17 protein-coding genes and 1 riboswitch are annotated in these 18,479 nt (G+C 36.7%); of the genes, 4 read left to right on the forward strand and 13 right to left on the reverse strand.

The window, feature by feature from the left end:
• Positions 1-26 precede the first annotated feature (26 nt).
• The 3 genes from FS486_RS06755 to FS486_RS06765 all read right to left on the reverse strand — a co-directional run bounded on the left by FS486_RS06755 (position 27) and on the right by FS486_RS06765 (position 4,309).
• Positions 27-1,196 carry an MFS transporter gene (locus FS486_RS06755; RefSeq protein ID WP_144510620.1) on the reverse strand — a complete coding sequence of 390 codons (1,170 nt, stop codon included), beginning with the start codon at positions 1,194-1,196 and terminating at the stop codon, positions 27-29.
• Between the two features lie 77 nt (positions 1,197-1,273).
• Complete coding sequence (locus tag FS486_RS06760; RefSeq protein ID WP_186321381.1) at positions 1,274-2,113, reverse strand: MerR family transcriptional regulator; 840 nt, start codon at positions 2,111-2,113, stop codon at positions 1,274-1,276.
• A 531-nt stretch (positions 2,114-2,644) separates the two neighbouring features.
• Positions 2,645-4,309, reverse strand: coding sequence for a sulfite exporter TauE/SafE family protein (locus FS486_RS06765; RefSeq protein WP_144510549.1), 1,665 nt, complete (start codon positions 4,307-4,309; stop codon positions 2,645-2,647).
• A 428-nt stretch (positions 4,310-4,737) separates the two neighbouring features.
• On the opposite strand from FS486_RS06765, the gene FS486_RS06770 reads away from it, so the two are divergent.
• Together FS486_RS06770 and FS486_RS20090 are read left to right on the forward strand one after the other, a co-directional pair.
• Positions 4,738-5,208, forward strand: a complete 471-nt coding sequence (locus tag FS486_RS06770) for a hypothetical protein (RefSeq protein ID WP_144510550.1) — start codon at positions 4,738-4,740, stop codon at positions 5,206-5,208.
• A complete protein-coding gene (locus FS486_RS20090; protein WP_186321382.1) occupies positions 5,205-5,378 on the forward strand; it encodes a hypothetical protein in 174 nt (57 codons plus the stop codon). Before FS486_RS06770 ends, FS486_RS20090 begins: the two co-directional genes overlap by 4 nt.
• A 27-nt stretch (positions 5,379-5,405) precedes the next feature.
• Here the strand turns inward: FS486_RS20090 and FS486_RS06775 are convergent, their stop codons facing one another.
• The 5 genes from FS486_RS06775 to FS486_RS06795 form a co-directional block, all read right to left on the reverse strand.
• Entirely contained in the window at positions 5,406-5,720 is a 315-nt protein-coding gene (locus FS486_RS06775) for a DMT family transporter (RefSeq protein ID WP_144510551.1), read from the reverse strand.
• Positions 5,720-6,061, reverse strand: a complete 342-nt coding sequence (locus FS486_RS06780) for a DMT family transporter (protein WP_144510621.1) — start codon at positions 6,059-6,061, stop codon at positions 5,720-5,722. The genes FS486_RS06775 and FS486_RS06780 overlap by 1 nt, the downstream gene beginning before the upstream one ends.
• Positions 6,062-6,119: 58 nt before the next feature.
• Positions 6,120-6,219: riboswitch (guanidine-I (ykkC/yxkD leader) on the reverse strand.
• Positions 6,220-6,273: 54 nt separating this feature from the next.
• Complete coding sequence (locus FS486_RS06785; RefSeq protein WP_395940838.1) at positions 6,274-7,614, reverse strand: MFS transporter; 1,341 nt, start codon at positions 7,612-7,614, stop codon at positions 6,274-6,276.
• Between the two features lie 184 nt (positions 7,615-7,798).
• Positions 7,799-9,496, reverse strand: a complete 1,698-nt coding sequence (locus FS486_RS06790; protein ID WP_144510553.1) for a methyl-accepting chemotaxis protein — start codon at positions 9,494-9,496, stop codon at positions 7,799-7,801.
• A complete protein-coding gene (locus FS486_RS06795; protein WP_144510554.1) occupies positions 9,480-11,123 on the reverse strand; it encodes a pyridoxal phosphate-dependent decarboxylase family protein in 1,644 nt (547 codons plus the stop codon). Before FS486_RS06795 ends, FS486_RS06790 begins: the two co-directional genes overlap by 17 nt.
• A gap of 298 nt (positions 11,124-11,421) precedes the next feature.
• Between FS486_RS06795 and FS486_RS06800 the strand changes: the two genes are divergently transcribed.
• A complete protein-coding gene (locus FS486_RS06800) occupies positions 11,422-12,303 on the forward strand; it encodes a putative RNA methyltransferase (protein ID WP_144510622.1) in 882 nt (293 codons plus the stop codon).
• A 98-nt stretch (positions 12,304-12,401) separates the two neighbouring features.
• On the opposite strand, the gene FS486_RS06805 is transcribed toward FS486_RS06800, so the two are convergent.
• Together FS486_RS06805 and FS486_RS06810 are read right to left on the reverse strand one after the other, a co-directional pair.
• Positions 12,402-13,091 carry a GNAT family N-acetyltransferase gene (locus tag FS486_RS06805; RefSeq protein WP_144510555.1) on the reverse strand — a complete coding sequence of 230 codons (690 nt, stop codon included), beginning with the start codon at positions 13,089-13,091 and terminating at the stop codon, positions 12,402-12,404.
• Positions 13,092-13,103: 12 nt separating this feature from the next.
• Positions 13,104-14,216 (reverse strand): mandelate racemase/muconate lactonizing enzyme family protein, encoded by a 1,113-nt coding sequence (locus tag FS486_RS06810; protein WP_144510556.1) that lies wholly within the window; start codon positions 14,214-14,216, stop codon positions 13,104-13,106.
• An 88-nt stretch (positions 14,217-14,304) separates the two neighbouring features.
• Here FS486_RS06810 and FS486_RS06815 point away from each other — a divergent pair, with 88 nt between their 5' ends.
• Complete coding sequence (locus FS486_RS06815) at positions 14,305-15,549, forward strand: hypothetical protein (protein WP_144510557.1); 1,245 nt, start codon at positions 14,305-14,307, stop codon at positions 15,547-15,549.
• A gap of 37 nt (positions 15,550-15,586) precedes the next feature.
• Here FS486_RS06815 and nhaC read toward each other — a convergent pair whose 3' ends face one another.
• The 3 genes from nhaC to FS486_RS06830 all read right to left on the reverse strand — a co-directional run bounded on the left by nhaC (position 15,587) and on the right by FS486_RS06830 (position 18,432).
• Positions 15,587-16,990, reverse strand: a complete 1,404-nt coding sequence (gene nhaC, locus FS486_RS06820) for a Na+/H+ antiporter NhaC (RefSeq protein WP_395940842.1) — start codon at positions 16,988-16,990, stop codon at positions 15,587-15,589.
• A 126-nt stretch (positions 16,991-17,116) separates the two neighbouring features.
• Positions 17,117-18,220, reverse strand: a complete 1,104-nt coding sequence (locus FS486_RS06825; RefSeq protein WP_144510559.1) for an amidohydrolase — start codon at positions 18,218-18,220, stop codon at positions 17,117-17,119.
• A gap of 5 nt (positions 18,221-18,225) precedes the next feature.
• Complete coding sequence (locus tag FS486_RS06830) at positions 18,226-18,432, reverse strand: YwbE family protein (RefSeq protein WP_144510560.1); 207 nt, start codon at positions 18,430-18,432, stop codon at positions 18,226-18,228.
• Between the last annotated feature and the right edge of the window lie 47 nt (positions 18,433-18,479).

Below are 18,479 nucleotides of genomic sequence, written 5' to 3' on the forward strand. Positions count from 1 at the left end.
CTTTGCTCCTTTCAATTTATGAAGCTTTAATTAGCTCGTTCTTTCCAAAACAACGTTATCCCAAAGCTAAGTGCAAGGACGAACATGGCTAGTACATATGGATAATTGACATTCACATCAAATAAAATTCCCGCTATCCCAGGGCCTATTATATTTCCTACACTCGTAAAAGTAGAATTCAATCCCCCTACAAAGCCTTGCTCATCCCCAGCCATTTTGGACAAATACGTTGTCAATGCAGGACGTATTAGATCAAACATCAAGAAAATGACAAAAGTCACAAGCAATATTGACCAATACGCCGATACTTTAATCATAGCAAATATGAATACCGCCGATACACCCATACAAACTTGTATTAGCCTAATCTCTCCAATTCTTCCGACGATACGGTCAAAAGACAACACTTGTGCAATAACACCGAGTACTCCGCTAACTGAAATGATTAACGCGATATCTTTTGGTGTAAATGCAAACTTATGATCAACAAACAAAGAATAGACTGTTTCAAAAGCTGCCAAGCCAAAACTGGAAACTAGAATGATCAACATAGGAATCAAGTAAATTGGTTCCAATAATTTACGGAACCCTGATTTTGCTGCTTGTTTATCTGTTTTCTTTTCTTCTATTTCTGGTCGTTTAGGTTCCTTTAATATAATAAGGGAAAAAACAGAACCCAAGAACCCTAATGCTGCTGCAAAAAAGAAAGGAAGTCTTGTTCCATATTCAGCTAAAAATCCACCAATTCCAGGACCTATAATAAAACCTGTACTAATAGCTGCTGCTAAGTAGCCCATTGCTTTTGGTCTTTCTTTTAAAGAGGTGACATCTGCTACAAATGCCGTTACTGCTGGCATAATGAATGCAGCACTAACTCCACCTAACATCCGAGAAATATATAGCACCGTTACATCTTTCCCAAATCCGAAAAGCATCTCGGATAACGCAAAAAGAAGCATACCAATCACAATCATTTTTTTGCGTCCAAACATATCAACCCATTTACCTGCAATAGGGGATACTAATAATTGTATAAATGCAAAGGCTGCCACTAAGTACCCCATTGTAGCACCTTCCAGATCCATTTCTCTCATCAATGAGGGCATTACCGGAATTACTAGTCCTATTCCTAAAAACACTACAAATAAATTTACAAGTACTAAATATATTGTCTTATTTAAACTACTTTTTTGCATAACCATTTTCATGCTCCTTACTATCTAGTCAAAAATTCTTTCCGTTTATAAAAATAAACCCTATAGTAACTATAGGGTCAAGCAGCTTGAATGCGTATTTTTAATTCGATTAAGAATTCATCCTCGTTGGAAGCGGTGAAATTTATGGGCATCCAAACGTCATATACAATCGGTTCTATTTTCGTCTGGTGCTGATCAATATAATCCATCAATTTTCGATAACAAATTTCGTATGCATCCTCTTTTAAAGCAAAGGTGATACTGAGATACGTCCCTTCAGGTATCGAGCTTATTTCTACATCTTCCAAGTCCACGTCTATATCTTTATCCGTCACTATGTGCGTAAATAGATAGTCGTAATGAATATCGTCTAGTGACTCATACCTATTCAAGGAGTATGCCCCCCCGTATAACGTATCAAACACACTGCCCATGTCTTCAAGTACTTTGCTCATAAGACCATATTCCTTATTTGGAATATCATTAATGCTTATGTTGGAAGTTTTTATTTTCACTATTTTTTGTGCAGGCATTTTTTTTTCACTTATATTCATCCTAGTAGACTCAACTGCAAATGATTGTATTTGTTCTTTTTTTCGTTTCAATACTTCTTTTGTTTCAATCAGTCTTCGAAATTCCTCGTCAATCCTATTTTCCTGTTCCGCTAGATAACTAACTAATTCATCTGGAGTTAATGTTAATACAGATTTAACCTCTTCTAAGGATAGCCCAAGATATTTTAATGATTTAATAATATCCAAATAGTATAATTGGGTATTTTGATAATATCGATACTGATTTTTCGGATCAATCTTTATTGGCTTAAACAAATCTATTCGATCATAAAAACGTAACGTCTGAATGGATATATTACTGAGTTTTGCCACTTCACCTATTGTTAAATAATGAACTTTCAAGGAATCCCTCCTTCTGCTTTGCTTGGTTATTATTATAATACAAACCCTATAAGGTTTTTTATTCTTTTCCGAGCAGTTGTAACACTTTATATCTCAAAACGTCTAAAAGTTTAACTGATAAGAGGGAGCATGAGAAACACACTCTGTTGGCGTTGTTATTTCTAAGCTTACCTATACAGGTTGTGGAATGGAAACTACATTAATAGAAGATAAATATAAAGGAATTCTTACAAAAGTAACGAAAATAGAAATATTAGATGGGAATACTGGTGATAGTTTCTCAACTAAATAAAAGGAACAGATACAAGCATTTATCAAAATAGATGGTACAATTATTCTATTACCTTCAATTTGCTTTAAATCAGGTAGAAAGCCACTATTATGACACAGCCCCAGATATAAAGCCTAATATAACTGTCATGAATGACGACGAGGAATTATATTTTCTAATAGAAGACAAATAAAGTTTTAAATTGATATACAAAAAAATGTCGACGAGTCCAATAATTTAGGACTTGTCGACATTCTTATTTATTCCTGCTCAATACCTTGTATTGTCAGTTCCTTAACTGGTAAGAATAATTCTCCTGTATTCAGGAATTTAATTTGCACGTTATCTCCTTCTGCCATATAAACAGCAAGTGGAGCTACTTCCGAAGAAACAATATAGTTTTGTTTGTTGTCTAGCAAGAACGAAATTTGTGTGAAGTCTCCGATACGCTCTTTAAACACTCTGACAACTGTGCCAGCTACTGATTTTTCTTCTGCATTGGAACTTCCGTCTACTGAGCTTCCTCCGCGTTGAATCGCTGTTTTATACAATTTCAGTGCTTCGTTCGGCGTATTTCCGTACACGGAGATTTCTGGATTTGCAGCTGATACGATGAAATAGTTTTGTAAAAACCCATTCGAATCAAGTACAGGCGTTAACCAGCTAGCTTCCCCGTAGAAGTTGTACAGTACAGGCATTTCACCTTGCCACTTTTTCTCGATAAATTTCTTTTCAATAATTTGTAGTGCCCCTTGTGAATCCATATAAGAATCTTCTAGATTTCCAGTATAGTAAGTGGCTTTACCAGTCCGACCATCTGTCAAAGAATACCCAAGCATCGAATCGACACCCTCTTTTGGACTCGTAAAGTCTGTGAAGTAATACATTTTTCCATCTTCACCGAAAATCGGACTCACATTTGCTTCTGTTCCTTCATCAGATGGTAGCTTCACATCTTTCTTACCAAATAAACTATTCATAAAACCATGTATATATTTCCCGTAATAGCTATTTTGCAGGCTAACCGTTTCCGGCGACACTGCTCCATCTATGAAAGCAGGAACATCTGCCAGGGCATAAGCATCTGTTTGACCTGTAGCAGGGTCTACTACAACAATCCCTTCTACATCGAAACCGTTACGCGCAGAGATGAATTTCCCGTATGAACGGATATAATAGGGTTTACCATCCTCATCTATTTCTAGCTGAACATCCCCATAGAAAATTTTCGTTGGATGCTTCATACGCATATGTCTTTCTAAATTTTTATGAAAGTAAGAAGACGGCGTGTAACTCATATCCGCCTCTATGAACTCAGGATTATCCGAGGAATCTGTTGCACTCATTGTAAAATAACCAGGAGTCACATCTCCATTCCACCATTTGAAAAATCCAGAAAACTCTACAGGCGCAATATAAACGTATTCATCTTTCACTTTTTGAATTTGTAGATTACCTAATTCATAATAGCTTGTATTTGGAACTTGCCCAAATGCTTTTTTCATTTTGTTTCTTGCAAACTTTGGTGGTACACTTGCAGGCGTTTTTGTTTCATCAAACGCTTCGATTTCTACCTGCTCATCCATTTTAGCTACTTCAAATTTTTCATCAGCATTCCAAACAGAGGCGGATAGCATATAGATGGCCATGACTAAACTTGCTAAGAACAGTATACCTTTTGCTTTTTGCTCTACCCCTTTTGACAAAACAGTACCCGCTAATGTGGCAAGTACAACGATTGGCCATAAAGCCAGCCAATTCCGATCTAAATTCGTCATATAATATACAATCGCTAATACGATAAATGTTAAAACCGCTAGGCTGATTAAAGAAGAGACCATGTCTTTTCTTTTAGCTGTCAATGGTACGACTAGTAATGCAGTAACAATTGCTGCAACTGCCGAAATAATAAAAACAAACGTCATACGATCATCCTTCTTCCTTTTTCTACTTAACTAGTATACGGATTTAAGAAAAAATGGTTTCAGGAATATATCCCACAAATAATATACAGAACTTTCCGAAATAGTTGGTTATTATCTTCCACAAATGTTATGTTATTAACATATATAACCATCAGATAGGGAGCTGTTGACTTCTTGAGTTATTTATACGAACATCCCATCTCAAAAGTAACAATAGTCTCCTTATTATTCATACCTATTATCATGGCACCATCTTCTATTAGTCTAATTTTACTTTTGATATGCACTCAATCGATAACTAATTTCTACGAACAAAGGAAACATGATCCTTTAAACTTTTCTATTAGTCTTTCTTTAGGTCTTTTCATCATATATATGACTTTACTTACGCTGATTAAAGATTATTTACTTTAATGAGGTGAAATCAAATGGCTTTCCATGCTAAAACTCAAAGGTCGTTTTTAGCCATATTATTTTTAATTCCAATAACAAATATTGTATATAGTGTTATCACGAATTCTTTTGGTGGCTTATTCTATTACTATATTTTGCTTGCGCTATTCCTCATTACAGCATTTTTTATCAATTATACTTTCACTATTCAGAGTGATCGTTTGACTTACGAAGTCTCCGTTTTGACTACTCGTGTTTACAAAAGAGTAATTTATCCTCATCAATTAAACAAAATTGAGTTCAAACGTTATGGATGGAGCACTCCAGGGGCTCTCGTTCGTGTAAAAAAAGGTTTTAATATGCGACTTGTTCTTTTTTCACCTTCTGAGATCTTCCGTGAATTACTTACGTTTGCATATAATCATGAAATTCCAACATCTAAAACAAAAGATTATCAACTATTAGAACGAAGAAATAAGTATATACAAAAGGAGAGGATTTTATGAAAGCAATAACTGGACTGTATATTATCATTGTTTTAATGCAATTTATCACGCTCACCAATATTACATTATTTAATGGAGAATGGAACGGAATAGCGATGTGGTTAAGTACCGGTCTATTTATAGCTGGTACCACATTTTTCTTAATGAATCGTAAAGCAAATCGTTCGTAGAAGTACCTCTCTTAACACTAGAAAGTGTTAAGAGACTAGCTTCAATCCGATCGCTGCACCTAAGACCATTGCGATAAAAATAAGTCTCTTCCAATCTTTTTCCTCCCCATATAACAACATGCCTAAAATAGCTCCTCCAGATGCGCCAATCCCTGTCCAAATTGCATAAGCAGTACCCATCGGAAGTGTCTTCATCGCGTATGCAAGAAAGAGAAAACTTCCCCCGAATCCGAAGAACAAAAGCATGAAGGATTGCCAAGTTCGCTCTTTATGCAATTTATTAATCATTGTGACACCAAACATTTCAAATACTCCGGCAACAACTAAAGAAATCCATGCCATTAGGACACATCCCCTTCCTGAACTTTGTCTTTTGTAACTACTTTCAATCCAATTACACCCGCCAATAAGACAACAATTAAAAGCATTTTACTCATTTTAAATGCCTCTCCAAAGAATAAGACTTCGGAAATAACTGTTCCTGCAGTACCCATACCAACAAAAACGGCATATACCGTTCCAACAGGCAGTTTCCGGCCAGCTATGATCATTAAATAGAAACTGATCACAATAGAAATAACTGTTCCTCCCCAAGTCCAAAAATCGTCGGCGTGTTTTAAACCGATAACCCAAAACACTTCAAAAAAAGCCGCAATGAATACTTTCAACCATTCTTTATTCACCATACAAACCCCCTATTTATTAAAATAAAAAAAGCCCAAGAGAACTGTAAAAAACAGTTTCTCCCAGGCTTTTATCCTTCCGTGACACAGTAAATACTGCGCGTTTTCTCTCGGTCACAGACCAACCAACTCGTTGCGGAACCCTAGAAAACTTTTCGTATACAATTGATTTATATTATACACATTTTGGTGATTGAATCAAGTTTTCTATATTAGTTTATTTTCATCGTAAGTTTCGTAGCCTTTCCTTTTGTCTCAAAGCCTTTTCTCGAAGAAACAGTCACGAATATAGAAGAGATGACTAGTATTCCACTAAGTATGATAAAGCAATATATAATTAAGCCCGTGGATGCCATACCCGTAAAGATTGCCAGTAGTCCAGTTCTAAGTAAAAGTCCAATTGTACGGAATAAGCTATCCACTCTTCCTATTATTTCGTTAGGAATTTGGTCCATTAAGAAAGAGTTTCTAGCTACCCTAGACCCGCTATTTCCTAGTGCGATCAAAAACATAAGTGATAGGTAGAAAGGGATATTGGCCAATATAATTAGTGAAATAGCGATGGTGTAAGTAATCACGCTATAAATTATCGTCCTTTCGTCTCCTAGCTTACGGGCTATGATTGGCACAATAATACCTGCAACCACTGCTCCCACTCCATAAACCATGCTTTGTATACCATAAAAACTTCCCGAAACTTTTAGAACATCTGCTAAATATACAGGAAACAAGTAGTTAGTAATCATAACACCGATAAATGGCATGATAGAGAAAAATAGAAATAAAAACATGGCCGGTCTTTTTAGCATGTACAATAAACCTTCCGTACTTTTCGGTTTGAAAGCTTCCTTCGTTCTACCTATGCTATCTCTTACATAAGGAATTTTGAAGTAAAAGTACATCGCCGCCGAATAAGTCAATACATTAAGCAGTAATATGTATTGTAAATCCCACTTGGATAATAAGATACTTGCTAAAGCACCTGCTATTACACTAGATAGTTGTCCTTGCACTTCCATTGTTCCATTTAGCACTTTATATTGATCTTTTTGAAATATTTCCTGATTTAAAGCAAACATCGTAGGAAAAAAAATAGTGTAATATAAGCTTCCAATCATATAAATGATAATATAATGCCACACTTCATAAGATAGACCGACAAATCCGATGAGTGCAAACAACAGCAACACAATCAGACATATCATTTTACTTGTTAAAAGCATTTTTTTCCGAGAGGTTTTATCAATCAGGCTACCTATTAGTGGAGTAATCAGAAAGCTAATGATAGTCATGCTTAACGTGACATATCCAAATACTTCACTTCCATTATTACTTGATACGAGTAACCAAGGTATTGCAATCATGGTAATGCCAGATCCAATAGATGAAGCAATATTGGCAAAAATAATTAGTCGGAATCGTGAGTCGTTATATAACCTTTTCATTTTAATGAACTCCTTCAATTTTGAAGTTAACTCGGATCCAAAGTTTCCTTCATCAAGTTTCTTAATACTCTCACTATATTTCAATTTCCTTATTTTGAATTCAGTCATAAGTCTTGAGTCAGTCTCCTACTAATTACTGAACTATTAGAAAGAAATTAAAGTGCAAAGACAAAAAAACACCCAGTGAATTTTGCTTTCACCAAGTGTTTTCTAACCAACTTTATCCAACAAACTCTATAGTTTATAAGAAAAAGGTTGTCCCCACACTTGGGTGACAACCTTTTCCAATATACTAGAGGTCAAATTTATTTACTGCATCACGTAATCGTTCTGCCATACCAGCTAAAGTATTAGAGGAAGCTGTAATTTCCTCCATGCTGGCTGATTGCTCCTCAGAAGCTGCTGCTACACTTTGGATATTACCTGATGTTTGTATCGAAATAACACTCACCTGTTCCATTGAGCCTGCTATTTTACCAACACCATCATTCATTCTTTCAATAACATGGTTAACATCGTTCATCTGTTCTGTCAATTCTGTCACAGCTGTAAAGATTTCATTGAAGGCTACGCCTGCCTCATCAAATGTTGTAACACTATCTCTTAAATTATCGTAGCTAATTGCCATCGATTGTACCGCATGGGAGGATTCTGCTTTGATCGTATCTATACGTGTACTAATATTATTAGCCGCTTCACGGGATTGATCAGCTAATTTCCGCACTTCTTCCGCGACTACGGCAAATCCTTTGCCATGTTCCCCTGCTCTAGCTGCTTCGATAGAAGCATTTAATGCTAGAAGGTTCGTTTGATCTGTTATTTCAGTGATTAACGAAACAATGTCACCGATTTCTTGTGTATACTCACTTAAACGTTTCACTACATCGGAAGTTGTTTGAATAGCCTCTGATGTCGTATCCATTTTTTGTACTGCCACGTGGATTGTATCGTTTCCTTTTGCAGCAATTTCGGAAGCATTTGAAGCTTTATCGGACACACTATTAACGTCTACCGCCACTTTATTCATAGCTTCTGAAATGGCCGAGACATTTTTCTCCACTTCTTCTATAGCCATTGTTTGTTGTTCTGAACCAGAGGAGACCTCTTGCATGGAAGAAGTTATTTGCTGAATCGAAGCACTTGTTTCTTCAGATCCCGCTGATAATTCTTCCGACGTCGCCGCTACTTGTTCGGCATTCTCCCCAATTTGTGTAATTAAAGAACGTAAGTCGTCGGTCATATTATGAATACCAAGCGATAGCTGGGCGACTTCATCCGTTCCCTTAATACGTAAAGGTTCTACCGCTAGGTTTCCTTTTGCTACTTCGTCCACAAAGCCGGTAACAGCTTTAATTGGATTTATAATACGTTTACTTACTATATAAGCGATCAACGTACCTAATGCGACAAAGATTAAAGTAATCGCTATAGATACCCAAATAATTTGGCTTTGTAATTTAGTAATGAATGATGCATCCATATCTAATCCAAAAATGATATCCGTTTTCTGAAAAGGGGTAAAAATAGATTTGTGAATTCCATACTCATCTGTATAAATATCGCTAATTTTCACTTGCCCTTGGTCAATTGCCTCATTCATTTTTTCATCAAATGTATACGCGGCATTACGATCATCTGTACCACTTAATGCAACAATATGTTCTTTACCATTCGAACGTGAAAGTACATAAACATTTTCCACGCCGTGTTTTTCTTTTGCTTTATTAAGTTTTTCTAATAGCGTACTGTATTGTTCATCATTATTACTATCTGCCCGTACAACTTGATCTGTGTTTAGCTCGTCAAACACGTCATTCGACACTAGTTGCAGAGTAGTTTCAAATTGTTCAATTACGTAATTGTCTATAATTGTTTTAGAGTAAGTAAATAGTATCGTACTAAAGATAAGAGAAAATATTGCGATTGGAACTATAAAACTTAAAATGTATTTATATAACATAGAACTCTTTAATTTAGTGAACAAATTCAACTTGTGACCCCTCCAATGTTTCGATTGAATGATAAAGGGCATCTATCATAGCTGGTATATGCTCTACTTCGGTATATGGCGAAATAGAAAAGAATTTCGCTGCTGCAACCGGAACAAGCTCATCTGAATCACAAACAGCTACCGTGCATACACGAGTTGTATCACCGAAAAATACATCATCGCGGTGTTTTCCTAACACTTCAAATAACGATGCATTTAACGCATTGATTTCTTTTACTTGTGCCAGTGAATATCGGCCTGCTTGTTCGGCTCTCCAATTTAATCCTTTTTCGTAATAACGGAATGCCGTGATTGGTCCAATATTAGGTTCGTTCACTACATATAAAGAAGGAATCTTTATTGCCAATTGCTCACGGAACGCTAAATTCACACGAACATAGTTTGCTAGTAGTTGTTGATATCCCGTCTTACCAAAAGCCAACAATGCAGCATAAATAGCAATTGAACTACCCATACGTGAACATTCTAATGTATAACCCGTGTGGTAAGAACCATAGCCACGATTTCCAACATACGGCGTATCAAAGTCTTCAAGATCTAATAAGCCTAAGTATTTACCTTCCTTCACTAAAAACAGACTCGTTAAGTAAGGAGTTTGTCCAAGCTTTTGGAAATCAAAACATAAACTATCCGCCAAAGAAATATACTGCATACGTTCACGAATACGCTGAAGACTAACAAGAACTTCTTGCTCAAATTGTAATGGGTTATTTTCAAAATCATAGTCATTAAAGAAAGCATAAAATCCACCAAGTGCTGAATCCGCATGAATATGTATAGGTTTCAAATTATATTTTCCTTCAAAAGCTGTTGCCATTTCTTTAATTGCTTTTACATCATCAATAGCAAAGTTATCTGTTGCACCTGTAGTAGCAACAATATATACAGGAATGCCACCTTTTTCAATTACTTCCGTTAAGCGTAATTTCAAATCTTCCATATCCATCGAATGATCTGCACCTGCTTTTACGCGCACTAGGTGATTGCTTCCAATCCCAACAGCTTCCACAGATTTTAATAAACTATAATGTGCATTCTCAGATGCGAAACAGTATAGATTATTGGGAATTCCTTCTTCTTTAGCATTTGGAAACTGTTTTGCTATTGCCATACGCAAGCCGCTGAACACAGCCCCTTGCCCGCCCCAAGTTGTATACCCAAAGCTTTCCGTAAAGTCATAGCCAACTAGCTTCGACATCATGGACACCACTTTTACTTCACATTCAGCTGCCGCTGGTCCATAAACATCCCATAAGTTATTACCATTCAATAAGGAATTAGTTAGTTGTCCAAGAACGCCCGGGATACTAGCCATTGGTAAAACATTTGTTACGAAGTTTCGTGTATGATATGGATGACCTTTCATCAAATCAGTCAATTCACCAACTACTTCGTCCATTCCTCTACTATCTAATGGTACTTCATAATCCTCCATCAACTCTTTATAAAAGTTTGCCGATCGTTCTTGTATTGGTCCAAGCATCGTTTTATTTGGATCTTTTAACTCGTCCATGGATGTTAATATTTTTTCTACGTAACCTAATAGCTGTTTTCTCTGTTTTCCATTACCATCTTCACTTTGGAAAAGCTGTTGTATATTTTTCATTTCCTCACCCTTAGTAGTATATTTTTACCTTGAATTTATTTATCTAATAGTACATATTACCAACACCTATTATAAACACAATTCCCTATAAAAACTATAAATAATTAAACCATTTAGCATAAAAGTAATAATTTTGTAATTTTCCTAATATTCTTTTAGAGAATGAGAGGTTTTGTTTTTTATATTATTTACCTTCATTTGCAATTAGAAATGAGCATTGCTACACTATTTATGGACAATTATCCATAGAGGTATTGTTCACTTTTTATAGAAAATAAGAGGTGTTATTTTGTCTAAAATGACCAACAGAATTAGAAGTGCGCAATATGTAAGTGAATTGGAGTCCATCTTTAAATGTCCAATTTGCGATGCATCTATGAGCGTTTATAATATGCAAAGCTTAGTTTGCTCTAATCATCATACATATGATTTTAGTAAACAGGGATATATTAACCTGCTCGCACACCCCATAAAAACGAAGTATGGAAATGATCTTTTTGAGGCGCGAAGAAAGCTGATTGCCGAAGGAGCTTTTTTCCAACCCTTGAGTCAAGCAATTACGGAAACCATCGAAACGCAACTTACTATGAAGAGCGCTGCATTTATACTAGATACGGGTTGTGGAGAGGGTTCGCATTTATCTCATATATGTAATAATGTTCAAGCTGCCTTGGAGATGCCTGTACATGGAGTGGGCATTGATATTTCCAAAGAAGGTGTCCTAGCAGCAGCTAAAAACTATCCGAATAACGTCTGGCTAGTTGCAGATCTTGCCAATACGCCTTTTCAGAAAGAACAATTTGACATCATTCTTAATATCCTATCACCTTCCAATTACGCAGAGTTTAATCGCCTATTAAAAGACGATGGTATAGTGATAAAAGTAGTACCTCAAACGGATTATTTAAAAGAACTAAGAGAAATTGTTTATAATGAACCCGAAAAGCAATCGTATTCCAATGCAGATACAGTCGATCTGTTTAAAGAAAACTTTCAACTTGTACACTCATCTCGAATACACTACACGATGAAACTTGATAATCCACTAATTCAAGCATTAGTTCGTATGACTCCATTAACATGGGGAGCATCAGAAGAAAAATTGGCGGATTTTCTGAAACAAGAGTCAGCAGAAATAACCGTGGATTTAGAGATTTTGATTGGGAAAAAAGTTAGCTAAGGGTAAACTCAAAAACACCTAGTGACGTTAATCGCACTAGGTGTGTTTTTCTATTATTAAGTACTATTTGATTTCCCTTTACCGTTAAATTAACTATTTTAAATGTACGTCCCTTTTTCCTCGTAGGTTACATACCAAAGATCATCTTTTTGGAAAATACCGGTGCCGATCCAGCCCTCTGCTAAAAGTCGTTGTTGTTTCTCCGTATCGCCCATGTCGATGTCTATTAATTCTCCACCGACTTTTCGGTCTTCATGAAGCTTTTTATAAAACACATAGCGCAACATTTCCCCGTATTTCTTTTTCAATGCTCCGACCACCATACCTTGGCTTAGTTTATCTTTTAAGCTAGCAATATTAAATGGCGCTACGGTCGCACACACATGCGTGTAAGGAGAAGCATCTAGGAGTTCCATTATGATAATTCCTAACTTTTTTTGTAAACCAAAACCACGATAATCTGGATGTACATTTGTAATCTCCTGATAGACGACTTTGTCTAATTGTTCAGTCCGAAGTCCGATATCATAACCAAGATGCTGTTCATCGATTTCAGGTAGTGCGAGTGCACGAAATGCGATTAACTCATCCTCCACGAATACACCAATCATTAAGTTTTTCGCAATAGAGTCTTCGTATTCTTCTTTCGTTAATGGAGATAAGAAGTCATTGTTTATAAGAGTTCCCAAAACAACCTCTTGAAGACTCAAAATAGCTCCTACACTATCTTTAGTTAACATACGAACGACATATTCTTTCTCTCCGAGATAGCCTTTCCATTCCTTCATACGAGCACTTCCTTACTTTGTCACTTTCGTTGAAAACTCCGTTAGTTCTTGTAAAACAGCTTCATCTACATCGATTCCTAATCCCGGGCGTTCGTTTAATTGGATAAATGGCACATCGTAATGCAGGTTTCCAACATCTTTCGAGAATTTTAATGGTCCCGTTAACTCAACACTTGTAAAAGCTTTTTTCGAAAATGCTACATGAAATCCGGCTGCGGAACCAATTGAAGATTCCACCATGGAGCCTATTTGACATTCTATACCAGCCATTTCAGCCATATGGGCAAGCTTCATCGCAGGATATATACCACCGCATTTCATAAGCTTAATATTTACTTTATGTGCAGCTTGTTTTTCAATCAACTCACGCATATCACGTAGTCCTCTTAATCCCTCGTCCATCATAAGTGGGGTACTTGTTTTTGCCTTTACCTCAACCATGCCATTAAAATCGTCTGCCACTACTGGCTGCTCCAACCAGTCTAACCCTGCATGCTCTAGCTGACGCATCGCCATAATTGTATTTGCACTGTTTTTCCAACCTTGGTTCACATCGACGCGAATCGCAATGCCTTCCCCAACTTTATCACGTACCGCTTGAATACGTTGTACATCCGCTTGTACCTCAGTTCCTACTTTCATTTTAAACGACGAATAGCCTTGTTTCATACGAGTAGCGGCTTCTTCTGCCATTGATTCGGGTGACCCGATACTTAATACATGTGTAATCGGAAATTTCTCGTGGTAACGTCCGCCAAGTAACTGATAGACTGGTACACCTAATTTTTTTCCGGCAATATCGTAACATGCGATATCAATCGCTGCTTTGGCAGCAGGGGCTTGATACACTGCTTTGTCCATCTTTTCATGTAAACGTTCAAACTCCATTGGATTTTCCCCAATTAATAAAGGTGCCAATGTATTTTTCAACATAGCATAAGTACTTTCCCAAGTTTCCCCCGTCACATGCTCATCCGCAACTGCCTCGCCATATCCGACAATCCCCTCTTCAGTTGTCAGCTTTACAATAATTGAAGGCATATCATCATATGTATGATAGCTAATGATAAATGGATCTACTAATGGTAATCTTATAGCATAAATATCAATTTCTCTAATTTTCATTCTAATTCCTACTTTCTTTACAAATTTATTGTGAACAGTTATAGTTGTCGTTAAATAGACGTTAATATTTTAAAAAAAGGAGATTCTTATGGATATTCGTATAGCTGTGCTAGGTTCTGCTACTTTTATCGAGCGCTTAAAGAGCTTCGAACAAGAGTTAGCTTATACTCGTTTGGATTATTATATCTATCAAACACCAGTCGATGCAACCGAAATAGTAAAAAATATAAATCCTTGTGATGCCGTTTTTTTCTCAGGTTCGCTTCCGTACATATATGCAAAAGATGCAATAAACCGATTGCCCATACCGTCCTATTATTTAAAACAAGACGTGGCAGTTATCACAACTACATTGCTATCTATCTATTATTCTAATCATATACCAATGGCCCAGATATCAATCGATCTAATCGAACCTACATTAATTCAAAACGTTTTGGATGATATTGGACAACATAGTTCTTATCCATTTATGTTTAAAATTGAACCTACTTATGATTTGGAAGAAACCATCAAATTTCACGCTGAATTACATAACGGTGGAAAAACTTCTTTAGCTGTTACAAGTATCCATGCAGTTTACCAAGCGTTACGGTCTATGAATATCCCAGTCATTCGTATGTTAGATCCCAAAAATTCTATTTTAAAAGGACTCGAAGATACTAGGTCCATTGCTCTTCTAGCAAAAAGTGAATCTGCTAAAATTTCTGTTGGATATATCCAATTATCTCCGAATACCTTAGTCACCGACGAAATATTAAAAAAAATAGCAGGTACCATTCAAGCAAGTTTCGTTCAAACGAATCCCCAACTGTATACGTTTTTTTCAACTTTAGGTAATGTTCAGGTAGCACTTGAAAATAATACAGTCCAAAAATGGTTCAAGTTTTTTTCTGCACCGATCCGAGTGGCTTTTGGCTATGGCAAAACAGTTATAGAAGCAACTCAAAATGCCAAAGATGCCTTGTCATATACGACTGACAATACTGCTTTTCTGATAACGGATCATAAAGAACTCGTTGGACCATATCCTAATAACCAACAGCATATACAACTTAAGACGAATGATCCAAAGCTTGTACAATTAGCAAAAGAAACGACGCTAAGTCCGGCTAATCTATCTAAAATAATTCAGTTTAGTCGTTCCCTTAGTTCTGTTGAATTTACTGCACCAGATTTAGAAGCCCATTTACAAGTGAGTAGACGGACAACCGAACGTTTGCTGAAAAAGCTTGTGGATCAAGGGTATGCCCAAGTTGTCGGAGAAGAAATGACCTATCAACAAGGACGCCCTCGTGCAATATACAAACTTAATTTTCCGACCTATTCATAAAAAGGAAAGTTCATACTTAGTGAACTTTCCTTTTTATTTATCCTTGTAAGGCCCCTTTCTCTTGTATTTCCGCCATTTCAGCTTTCGTCAGTTTCTGAATAGTGAAGCCAGTAATAGCGTAACCAATAGAAAGAAGTGGCACTACATAATTTAATACTGCATAAGGTGCATACTCAAACGCCCCTACCCCTAAAGTTCCCAGTATAAATACTCCGCAAGTATTCCATGGAATAAAGACAGAAGTAAGTGTCCCTCCGTCCTCTAACGAACGGGATAGATTTTTCGAATGTAATCCCATTTTCGTGTAAGCATTCGCAAACATTCGAGCGGGAACAACAATCGAAATATATTGTTCGGAACAGGTCGCATTTGTTGTAAAACAAGCTAGGATGGTAGATGCTACTAACGTTCCGGCTGATTTTGCTAACTTAAGAATTTGATTCATAATCGATTGCAACATACCAGAGTATTCTAGTATTCCACCAAATGTCATCGCCACAAGTGTCATAGATACTGTATACATCATGGAATCCAAACCACCACGATTAAATAAATCATCAACCATTACATTTCCTGTTTCAATAACAAATCCACTTTGAAGGGCCCCAAGCGCTTCTGAAAGACTTCCCCCTTGTACAATTACTTGCGATAAAGATCCCAATATAATTCCTATAACTAAAGCTGGTATTGCTGGTACCTTTAATGCAACCAGGACAATTACAGCTACTGGTATTAACAATAACCAAGGAGAAATGACAAAGCTTTTTTCTAACATGGAGATTGTTTGCTGTATGCTCTCTTGATCAATATTGCTGTTTTTATATTTCATGCCTAAAAAGCCATATACACCTAAAGCGATTAGTATTCCTGGTATCGTCGTATAAAACATATGTCTGATATGTACAAATAAATCTGTGTTTGTCAGTCCTGCTGCCAGATTTGTTGTATCCGAAAGCGGCGACATTTTATCACCAAAATACGATCCTGAAATAACCGCCCCCGCTATAATCGGTGCAGGAATTCCCATACTAAGTCCAATTCCCATTCCAGCAACACCGATTGTCCCCATAGTGGACCAAGAACTACCGATAGCTAATGATACGATCATACAAATTACGCAGATTGTCACTAAAAATAGTGCTGGTGTAATAATCTTAAGTCCATAATAGATCATTGTAGCTACTACTCCGCCACCAATCCAAGAACCGATTGTCAAACCTACCAACATGATTATAACTACGGCTGGTAAAGCTAGTTTAATCCCCTTATACATCATTTCTTCAATATCGTTCCATCTAAATCCATGTTTCCAAGCAACTAACGCCGCGACAGATGTTCCTATTATTAATGGAATATGTGGACCTTGTTCTAATTTCACTACCGCTACGTACATGCAAACTATCATAACCAGTAAAGGAACAATCGCCCAAATTAGCGACATTTCCTTTTTAGTAGACGCTTTATCTTTTTCTCCCATTTTATTTCCTCCTTTGTGAACTATTACGATAATTCCTAATTGCCGTTTAATAGTCGTTAAAGGAAATAATATAGACTAAAAGGTGAGTCGTCAATTGTTTTTTGCACTATTTGAAAGCGTTTTCGCTATAACTTTTGCCCCAATTGCAAGTGAATCATGGTTAAATGTCATATTTGGGTGGTGTAATCCCGGTGTAAGGTCTGCTCCGATTCCAATCATTGCGGCTTTTACTTCTGGATTCCTAATCGTATAAAAATGAAAGTCATCACTTCCGGAAGTAATCACTTCTTCGGCCAAGTTCTCCATTCCAACAATTTCTATAATGCCATCCTTTGCAATAGCAGCTGCTTCCTTAGAAACCTCTGCCCCTGGGGTAATATCCTCCCAAGTCCATTCCATTTCTATATCAAATAATTGTTTAATGGACTGTAAATCCTTTTCAATTTGATCTTTCATTTTAAATAAAATGTCATTCTTTTGAGCACGAGCATCGATCGAAAATGTTGCAGTTCCTGGAATAATATTCGCACTTTCACCACCCGCTTGAATTTTAGTCAATTTGGCGGAGTAAGCTTCGAATGGGGAAAAGTATATGTTTTTCAACGCTTGATGAATGGCTACAGTAACATCAATCGCGTTTTTTCCTTGATGTGGACGTGCTCCATGCGCATCAATTCCAGTGATCTTTCCTTCTAAAAACATTGCAGCCCCGTGGTGAATAGCTGGTGAAACCTTTCCAAAAGGAAGCTCTTCAATTGGTCGTAAATGTACGCCAAATAGATGAGTTACATCTTCTAATGCACCCCTATCAATCATCGCATTTGCACCATTTCCCTTTTCCTCTGCTGGTTGGAATATAAAGCGAATACGTTTATTTAATTTTTCGTCTTTCAGCAACAATAAAGCACCTAAAACCATTGAAATATTGGCATCGTGTCCACATGAATGATTGGCTCGAAACACGCCGTCTACTTCCTGCCAAAGTGCGTCTATATCTGCACGAACAGCAATGACTTCGTCGCCTTTTCCAATCTCAGCTAGTAATCCGGTTACATCATCGAAACGACGATAAGGTATTTGTAGCTCATCTAGTATTTCTGCAAGTTTGTTGGTCGTTTCATATTCCTTCCAGCTCACCTCTGGATATTGGTGAAAATGGTCAAACCATAGTAATATTTGCGATTCTACGTCCATTTTTTTTACACTCCTTCGTTCTTGATAATTTCACATACTCTTCCTACTTGCCCATCGCTTAACCGTACTTTTATGCCGTGCGGATGGAAGGAAGAGTTTGTTAACAAGTCTTTTACAATTCCTCTTGTCTTTTCTCCTGTGCGTTGATCTTTTTTCAAAATGATATAAACTTCTATCCCTGGTTTTATATCTTTTCTATTTTGTCCGTTCATCCCACTCACCTCTTTTTGTATCGTACCACTTTCTCATTATTCTTACA

Origin of the sequence: Bacillus sp. FJAT-22090, assembly GCF_007676755.1 — a bacterium.
Taxonomy (GTDB): domain Bacteria; phylum Bacillota; class Bacilli; order Bacillales_A; family Planococcaceae; genus Psychrobacillus.

What these genes read in the sequence shown, in the direction of transcription:
- FS486_RS06755 (WP_144510620.1), bottom strand. Translation starts at nt 1,196, where the DNA reads ATGCAAAAAAGTAGTTTAAATAAGACAATATATTTAGTACTTGTAAAT.
- FS486_RS06765 (WP_144510549.1), bottom strand. Translation starts at nt 4,309, where the DNA reads ATGACGTTTGTTTTTATTATTTCGGCAGTTGCAGCAATTGTTACTGCA.
- FS486_RS06770 (WP_144510550.1), top strand. Translation starts at nt 4,738, where the DNA reads ATGGCTTTCCATGCTAAAACTCAAAGGTCGTTTTTAGCCATATTATTT.
- FS486_RS20090 (WP_186321382.1), top strand. Translation starts at nt 5,205, where the DNA reads ATGAAAGCAATAACTGGACTGTATATTATCATTGTTTTAATGCAATTT.
- FS486_RS06775 (WP_144510551.1), bottom strand. Translation starts at nt 5,720, where the DNA reads ATGGCATGGATTTCTTTAGTTGTTGCCGGAGTATTTGAAATGTTTGGT.
- FS486_RS06785 (WP_395940838.1), bottom strand. Translation starts at nt 7,614, where the DNA reads ATGACTGAATTCAAAATAAGGAAATTGAAATATAGTGAGAGTATTAAG.
- FS486_RS06795 (WP_144510554.1), bottom strand. Translation starts at nt 11,123, where the DNA reads ATGAAAAATATACAACAGCTTTTCCAAAGTGAAGATGGTAATGGAAAA.
- FS486_RS06800 (WP_144510622.1), top strand. Translation starts at nt 11,422, where the DNA reads ATGACCAACAGAATTAGAAGTGCGCAATATGTAAGTGAATTGGAGTCC.
- FS486_RS06805 (WP_144510555.1), bottom strand. Translation starts at nt 13,091, where the DNA reads ATGAAGGAATGGAAAGGCTATCTCGGAGAGAAAGAATATGTCGTTCGT.
- FS486_RS06810 (WP_144510556.1), bottom strand. Translation starts at nt 14,216, where the DNA reads ATGAAAATTAGAGAAATTGATATTTATGCTATAAGATTACCATTAGTA.
- FS486_RS06815 (WP_144510557.1), top strand. Translation starts at nt 14,305, where the DNA reads ATGGATATTCGTATAGCTGTGCTAGGTTCTGCTACTTTTATCGAGCGC.
- nhaC (WP_395940842.1), bottom strand. Translation starts at nt 16,990, where the DNA reads ATGTCGCTAATTTGGGCGATTGTTCCTTTACTGGTTATGATAGTTTGC.
- FS486_RS06825 (WP_144510559.1), bottom strand. Translation starts at nt 18,220, where the DNA reads ATGGACGTAGAATCGCAAATATTACTATGGTTTGACCATTTTCACCAA.
- FS486_RS06830 (WP_144510560.1), bottom strand. Translation starts at nt 18,432, where the DNA reads ATGAACGGACAAAATAGAAAAGATATAAAACCAGGGATAGAAGTTTAT.